We start from the raw sequence: 7017 nt of genomic DNA, 5'->3' as shown, positions 1-7017 counted from the left end.
CGCCCGAGCCCGTCCCGGCCCCCGAGCCCGTCCCGGCCCCCGAGGCGGCGGAGACCGCCGAGCCCGTCGAGGACGCCGCTCCGCGTCGCGCGCGCCGCCGGTCCACCCGCAAGGCCGCCACCGGCTTCGCCGCGCCGCCGCGGGCCGCCGCGGCGTCCGGCGAGGCCGACGCTCCCAAGCGCCCGTCGCGTCCCGCCGTGGCCGTGTTCCAGGCGCCCGTGTTCGCCGAGCCCCAGTTCCAGACGCCCGAGCGGGCCGCCGCCGAGGCCGCCGCCGAGGCGGCCGGGGCGGAGACGGCGAAGGCGCCCGAGGAGACCGAGGAGGTCGCGGAGGTCGCGGAGGTCACGGAGGAGCAGACCGCCGGGTCGCGCCGCCGTCGCAAGCGCCGGGGTGCCGCCGAGGAGGCCCCCGAGGAGCGGACCGCCGCCGCCGTGCCGCAGGACGAGCCGCACGACGAGACCGAGACCGAGACCGAGGCCGACGCCGACGAGTCGGGCGAGGACCACGACGACGCCGAGGGCTCCGAGGAGTCCGGCTCGCGCCGCCGCCGTCGCCGGGGCGGCCGTCGCCGCCGCCGGGGCGAGGGCGACCCGGGCGAGTCCGCCGACGGCGACGAGCGCACCGCCGCCGAGCAGGCCGACCGGGCCGATGAGGACGCCGCGGACACCGCCGAGCAGGCCGACGAGGACGCCGAGGAGAGCGAGGACGCCGCGGGTGAGGGCGGTGGCTCCAGCAGCAGCCGTCGTCGCCGTCGCCGTCGTCGCCGTGCCGGGGACGGCTCCGGCGAGTCCGAGTCGTCCGCCGACGACCCCGAGCGCACCGTCGTCAAGGTCCGTGAGCCCCGTCCCGCGCGGGAGAGGGGCGCCGAGCCGTCCGACGAGGTGCAGTCCATCAAGGGCTCGACCCGCCTCGAGGCCAAGAAGCAGCGCCGCCGGGAAGGCCGCGAGCAGGGCCGCCGGCGCGTCCCGATCATCACCGAGGCCGAGTTCCTGGCCCGCCGTGAGGCCGTCGAGCGCGTCATGATCGTCCGCCAGCACGGCGAGCGCACGCAGATCGGCGTCCTGGAGGACGGCGTGCTCGTCGAGCACTACGTCAACAAGGAGCAGGCGACCTCGTACGTCGGCAACGTCTACCTCGGCAAGGTGCAGAACGTGCTGCCGTCGATGGAGGCCGCCTTCATCGACATCGGCAAGGGCCGCAACGCCGTCCTGTACGCCGGTGAGGTCAACTTCGAGGCGCTGGGCATGGCGAACGGCCCGCGCCGTATCGAGTCCGCCCTCAAGTCCGGCCAGTCGGTCCTCGTGCAGGTCACCAAGGACCCGATCGGCCACAAGGGCGCCCGCCTGACCAGCCAGGTCTCGCTACCCGGCCGTTACCTGGTCTACGTGCCCGAGGGCTCGATGACCGGCATCAGCCGCAAGCTGCCCGACACCGAGCGGTCCCGGCTGAAGACCATCCTCAAGAAGATCGTCCCCGAGGACGCGGGCGTCATCGTGCGCACCGCTGCCGAGGGCGCGAGCGAGGAGGAGCTGCGCCGCGACGTCGAGCGGCTCCAGGGGCAGTGGGAGGACATCCAGAAGAAGGCGAAGAGCGGCGGCAGCTCGAACGCGCCCACGCTGCTCTACGGCGAGCCGGACATGACCGTCCGGGTCGTGCGCGACATCTTCAACGAGGACTTCACCAAGGTCGTCGTCAGTGGTGACGACGCCTGGCAGACCATCCACGGCTACGTGTCCCACGTGGCGCCCGACCTCGCCGACCGGCTGTCCAAGTGGACCAGCGAGGTCGACGTCTTCGCCACGTACCGGATCGACGAGCAGCTCGCCAAGGCGCTGGACCGCAAGGTCTGGCTGCCCAGCGGCGGTTCGCTGGTGATCGACCGGACCGAGGCGATGGTCGTCGTCGACGTCAACACCGGCAAGTTCACCGGTCAGGGCGGCAACCTCGAGGAGACGGTCACCAGGAACAACCTGGAGGCGGCCGAGGAGATCGTGCGCCAGCTGCGGCTGCGCGACCTCGGCGGCATCATCGTCATCGACTTCATCGACATGGTGCTGGAGTCCAACCGGGACCTGGTGCTGCGGCGCCTGCTGGAGTGCCTGGGCCGGGACCGGACCAAGCACCAGGTCGCCGAGGTGACCTCGCTGGGTCTGGTCCAGATGACCCGCAAGCGGGTGGGCCAGGGGCTGCTGGAGTCGTTCTCGGAGACCTGCGTCCACTGCAACGGCCGTGGTGTGATCGTCCACCTGGACCAGCCGACCGCTGCCGGTGGTGGCGGTGGCAAGCGTCGTAAGCGGGCGCGGGCCGGCGGCGAGCAGCCGCACGAGCACGAGGCCGTGGCCGGTGTCGAGACCGGCGTGACGGCGGAGGAGGAGGCGGACACCGAGTCCGAGTCCGAGGTCGCCGCCGAGGTGGCCGAGCCGGTCGCCCTGCCGGCGCCCGACTTCAGCGCGGACGAGGAGCTGTACAGCAGCGCCGCCGAGGCCGAGGCCGCCGCCACGCGCGGTCGCGGGCGGCGTCGCGCGAGCCGGCGGGCGTCGTCCCCGGCGGGCGCCCCGAAGGCCGCGAAGGGCGAGGCCCGGCGCGCCGAGGTCCCGACCGCGCAGGACGTCACGGTCGAGGAGGAGGTCGAGCGTCCCGTGCGGCGGGAGCCCGCCGCCGAGGTGCTGGCCGAGCCCGCCGCCGTCGAGGACGCCGTTTCCGGCGCCCCGGCGCCGACCGTCGCGGAAGCCCCCGCGGTCGCGGAAGCCCCGGCCGTGGCCGAGGCTCCGGTGCCGGCCGCCGAGGAGGCCGCGCCCAAGGGCCGTACCCGCCGTCGGGCGACCCGGAAGGCGTCCGCGCCGGCCGGTTCGCCCCCCGGGGCCGAGGCCGCCGTGCTGACGGTCCCGGAGACCACGCAGGCCGAGCAGGTGCCGGAGGCGCCGGCCGCCGCCGAGGTGTCCGCGGAGCCGTCCGGTACGGCCGCCGAGAGCGCCGCCCCGGCCCGTCCGCGGCGCCGGGCCGTGCGCAAGCCCACGACGTCCACGGCGTCCGAGGAGGCGGCCGTCATGGTCGTCCCGTCGGCCCCGGCGGACGCGGCGGCCGAGCCGGAAGCGGCCGAGCCGGACCTGGTCGCGGAGGACGTGGTCGCGGCGGAGACCGTCGAGGAGGCCGCTCCGGCCAAGAAGGCGGCGGCCCGCAAGACGGCCAAGAAGGCGACGGCGAAGAAGGCCGCCACCAAGAAGACCGCGGCCAAGAAGACGACGGCCGCGAAGACGACGGCCGCGAAGAAGGCCACGGCCAAGAAGGCCACGGCCAAGACGACGACCGCGAAGACGACGACCGCCAAGAAGGCCACGGCCAAGAAGACCACGGCCAAGAAGGCGGCGTCGAAGAAGACCGCGGCGGCTGCCCAGCAGGCGTCGTCCCCGGTCACGGCCGCCACCGACGAGGGCTGATCCGGCCGCCTGTCGCAGGACGTGTGGTCCCTGTCCGTCCGGAATCCGCTGGGAATCCGGTTCGGACAGGGACCACACGTTTCCCCGGACGTCTTCGGGCGCATCATCACCGGACAGCCGTGCCACCGGCTCGTCCCCGCCCCGCCGACCCGCCCCGCGAGGAGAGAAGATCACGTGCCGGTACTGACGAGGCTCATCCCCTCGCCGCTCGTGGTGGACATCCGCCCGGGCGCCCTCGACGACCTGGCGAGTGTCCTCGCCGACCAGCGGATCTCCCGGTCCGGAAAGCTCGCCGTGGCCATCAGCGACGGCTCGGGGGCGCTGCTGCGCCGGCGGCTGTCGCCGTCCCTGCCCGGCGCCGACTGGTTCGAGGTCGGCGGCGGCACGATCGACGACGCGGTGCGGCTGGCCGACGGGATGAAGCCGGGCCGCTACGACGCGGTCGTCGGCCTCGGCGGCGGCAAGGTCATCGACTGCGCCAAGTTCGCCGCGGCCCGCGTCGGGCTGCCCATGGTCGCCGTCGCCACCAACCTCTCCCACGACGGCATCTGCTCGCCGGTGTCGATACTGGACAACGACGCGGGCCGCGGTTCGTACGGCGTGCCGACGCCCATCGCCCTCGTCGTCGACCTGGCGGTGATCCGCGAGGCGCCGATCCGTTTCGTGCGCTCCGGGATCGGTGACGCCGTCTCCAACATCTCCGCGGTCGCCGACTGGGAGCTGGCCCACCGGGTGAACGGCGAGAAGGTCGACGGCCTCGCCGCGGCCCTGGCCCGGCAGGCCGGCGAGGCGGTGCTGCGCCACCCCGGCGGCTGCGGGGACGACGGGTTCCTGACCGTGCTGACCGAGGGTCTGGTGCTGTCCGGCATCGCCATGACGATCGCCGGGCACACCCGCCCCTCGTCCGGCGCCTGCCACGAGATCAGCCACGCGCTCGACCTGCTGTACCCCAGGCGCGCCGCGAGCCACGGCGAGCAGGTCGGCATCGGCGCGGCCTTCGCGACGTATCTGCGGGGCGACCACGAGGCCTCCCTGCTGATGGCCCGGACGCTGCGCCGGCACGGGCTGCCGGTGGTGGCCCAGGAGATCGGGTTCGGTGACGACGAGTTCGTGCGGGCCGTGGAGTTCGCGCCGCGGACCCGGCCCGGCCGGTACACGATCCTGGAGCACCTCGACCTGCCGCCGGCGCGGCTCAAGGAGGCGTACGCCGAGTACGTCGCGTCGGTCGCCGGGTGAGGCGCGGGGCCCGGTTTGACCCCTGTCGAGCGGCCCCGTAATCTTGACCGTCGGCGTGTCGACTGACGCGTCACATCCCCGTAAACCTCTTTCCTTCCGGGCGCGGGCCCTGCCGGGCCCCGGTCGGGAGAGGCTGTCCGCGTGTGTCACCGGGTGGCTGGACTGCGGGGGTGCCGTTCCCGAGCGAGAGAGTGAGATCCGCTTGTACGCCATCGTGCGCAGCGGTGGTCGCCAGCACAAGGTTGCTGTCGGCGACATCGTTGAGGTTGACAAGATTTCCACCGCCCAGGTCGGCGACACGGTCGAGCTCTCGACCCTGCTCGTCGTTGACGGCGACGCTGTGACCAGCGACCCGTGGGTGCTGGCCGGCATCAAGGTCCAGGCCGAGGTCGTGGACCACCACAAGGGCCAGAAGATCGACATTCTGCGCTACAAGAACAAGACCGGCTACCGCCGTCGTCAGGGCCACCGCCAGCAGTACACGGCGATCAAGGTCACTGAGATCCCCGCGGCTGCGAAGTAAGGGACTGAGAACAGATGGCACACAAGAAGGGCGCATCGTCCACTCGGAACGGTCGCGACTCCAATGCCCAGCGGCTCGGCGTGAAGCGCTTCGGCGGTCAGGCCGTCAACGCGGGTGAGATCCTGGTCCGCCAGCGCGGCACCCACTTCCACCCGGGTGCGGGCGTCGGCCGTGGCGGCGACGACACGCTGTTCGCCCTGCAGGCCGGTGCGGTGCAGTTCGGCACCCACCGTGGCCGCAAGGTCGTGAACATCGTTCCGGTCGCCTGACCGGAAACCTTCGCGAGGCGGACCTCACTTCCCCCCAGGGGAAGCGGGTCCGCCTTTCGCGTGTTGACCCAAGAGACATTCCGGCAGTGAGCAGTAACTGGAGGCACATCCCATGACCACCTTCGTGGACCGCGTCGAACTGCATGTCGCCGCGGGTAACGGAGGCCACGGCTGTGCCTCCGTCCACCGTGAGAAGTTCAAGCCGCTCGGGGGCCCGGACGGCGGCAACGGCGGCCGCGGCGGCGACGTGATCCTCACCGTCGACCAGTCGGTGACCACGCTCCTCGAGTACCACCACTCCCCGCACCGCAAGGCCACCAACGGCAAGCCCGGCGAGGGCGGCAACCGCTCCGGCAAGGACGGCCAGGACCTGGTCCTGCCCGTACCCGACGGCACCGTGGTCCTCGACAAGGCGGGCAACGTCCTCGCCGACCTGGTGGGCCAGGGCACCTCCTACGTCGCCGCGCAGGGCGGCCGGGGCGGCCTCGGCAACGCGGCGCTGGCCTCCGCGCGGCGCAAGGCGCCCGGCTTCGCGCTGCTCGGCGTGCCCGGCGACCTCCAGGACATCCAGCTGGAGCTGAAGACCGTCGCCGACGTGGCGCTGGTCGGCTACCCGAGCGCCGGCAAGTCCTCGCTGATCTCCGTACTGAGCGCGGCCAAGCCGAAGATCGCCGACTACCCCTTCACGACGCTGGTCCCGAACCTGGGCGTGGTGACGGCCGGCGAGACCGTGTACACCGTCGCGGACGTCCCCGGACTCATCCCCGGCGCCAGCCAGGGCAAGGGCCTCGGCCTGGAGTTCCTGCGGCACGTGGAGCGGTGCAGCGTGCTGGTGCACGTCCTGGACACGGCGACGCTGGAGTCCGAGCGCGACCCGGTCACCGACCTGGACATCATCGAGGCGGAGCTGCGGGAGTACGGCGGGCTGGACAACCGGCCCCGGATCGTCGTCCTCAACAAGATCGACGTGCCCGACGGCAAGGACCTCGCCGAGATGGTCCGGCCCGACCTGGAGGCGCGCGGCTACCAGGTCTTCGAGGTGTCGGCGGTGGCCCACACGGGGCTGAAGGAGCTGTCCTTCGCGCTGGCCGAGCTGGTGGGCAACGCGCGTGCGGCCCGGCCCAAGGACGAGGCCACGCGGATCGTCATCCGGCCCAAGGCCGTGGACGACGCGGGCTTCACCGTCACCCGCGAGGAGGACGGTCTGTTCCGGGTGCGCGGCGAGAAGCCCGAACGCTGGGTGCGCCAGACCGACTTCAACAACGACGAGGCCGTCGGCTACCTCGCCGACCGGCTCAACCGCCTCGGAGTGGAGGAGCGGTTGATGAAGGCGGGCGCCCGCAACGGTGACGGCGTCGCCATCGGCCCCGAGGACAACGCGGTCGTCTTCGACTGGGAGCCGTCGGTGACGGCCGGCGCCGAGATGCTCGGCCGCCGCGGCGAGGACCACCGCTTCGAGGCGCCCCGCCCGGCCGCCCAGCGACGCCGGGACCGTGAGGCCGAACGCGACGAGGCGGAGCGGGAGTTCGACGGCTTCGAGCCGTTCTAGCGG

At 73.1% G+C, this 7017-nt stretch carries 5 protein-coding genes; all 5 read left to right on the top strand.

Annotated elements, in window-relative coordinates; genetic code table 11:
* A partial coding sequence (locus ACP4J0_RS36115) for an Rne/Rng family ribonuclease (RefSeq protein ID WP_426603324.1) occupies window positions 1-3437 on the top strand: 3437 nt, incomplete at its 5' end.
* A 174-nt stretch (window positions 3438-3611) separates the two neighbouring features.
* Window positions 3612-4673, top strand: coding sequence for an iron-containing alcohol dehydrogenase family protein (locus ACP4J0_RS36110; RefSeq protein WP_426603322.1), 1062 nt, complete (start codon window positions 3612-3614; stop codon window positions 4671-4673).
* A 202-nt stretch (window positions 4674-4875) separates the two neighbouring features.
* On the top strand, window positions 4876-5196 hold the full coding sequence (gene rplU, locus ACP4J0_RS36105; protein ID WP_007449531.1) for a 50S ribosomal protein L21: 321 nt from the start codon (window positions 4876-4878) through the stop codon (window positions 5194-5196).
* A 14-nt stretch (window positions 5197-5210) separates the two neighbouring features.
* A complete protein-coding gene (rpmA, locus tag ACP4J0_RS36100; RefSeq protein WP_003976205.1) occupies window positions 5211-5465 on the top strand; it encodes a 50S ribosomal protein L27 in 255 nt (84 codons plus the stop codon).
* Window positions 5466-5577: 112 nt separating this feature from the next.
* Window positions 5578-7014 carry a GTPase ObgE gene (gene obgE / locus ACP4J0_RS36095; RefSeq protein ID WP_426603320.1) on the top strand — a complete coding sequence of 479 codons (1437 nt, stop codon included), beginning with the start codon at window positions 5578-5580 and terminating at the stop codon, window positions 7012-7014.
* Window positions 7015-7017: the final 3 nt, after the last annotated feature.

It is taken from the genome of Streptomyces sp. WG7, from assembly GCF_049975785.1.
Taxonomy (GTDB): Bacteria; Actinomycetota; Actinomycetes; order Streptomycetales; family Streptomycetaceae; genus Streptomyces.
This window is presented reverse-complemented; position numbering and strand designations above follow the sequence as displayed.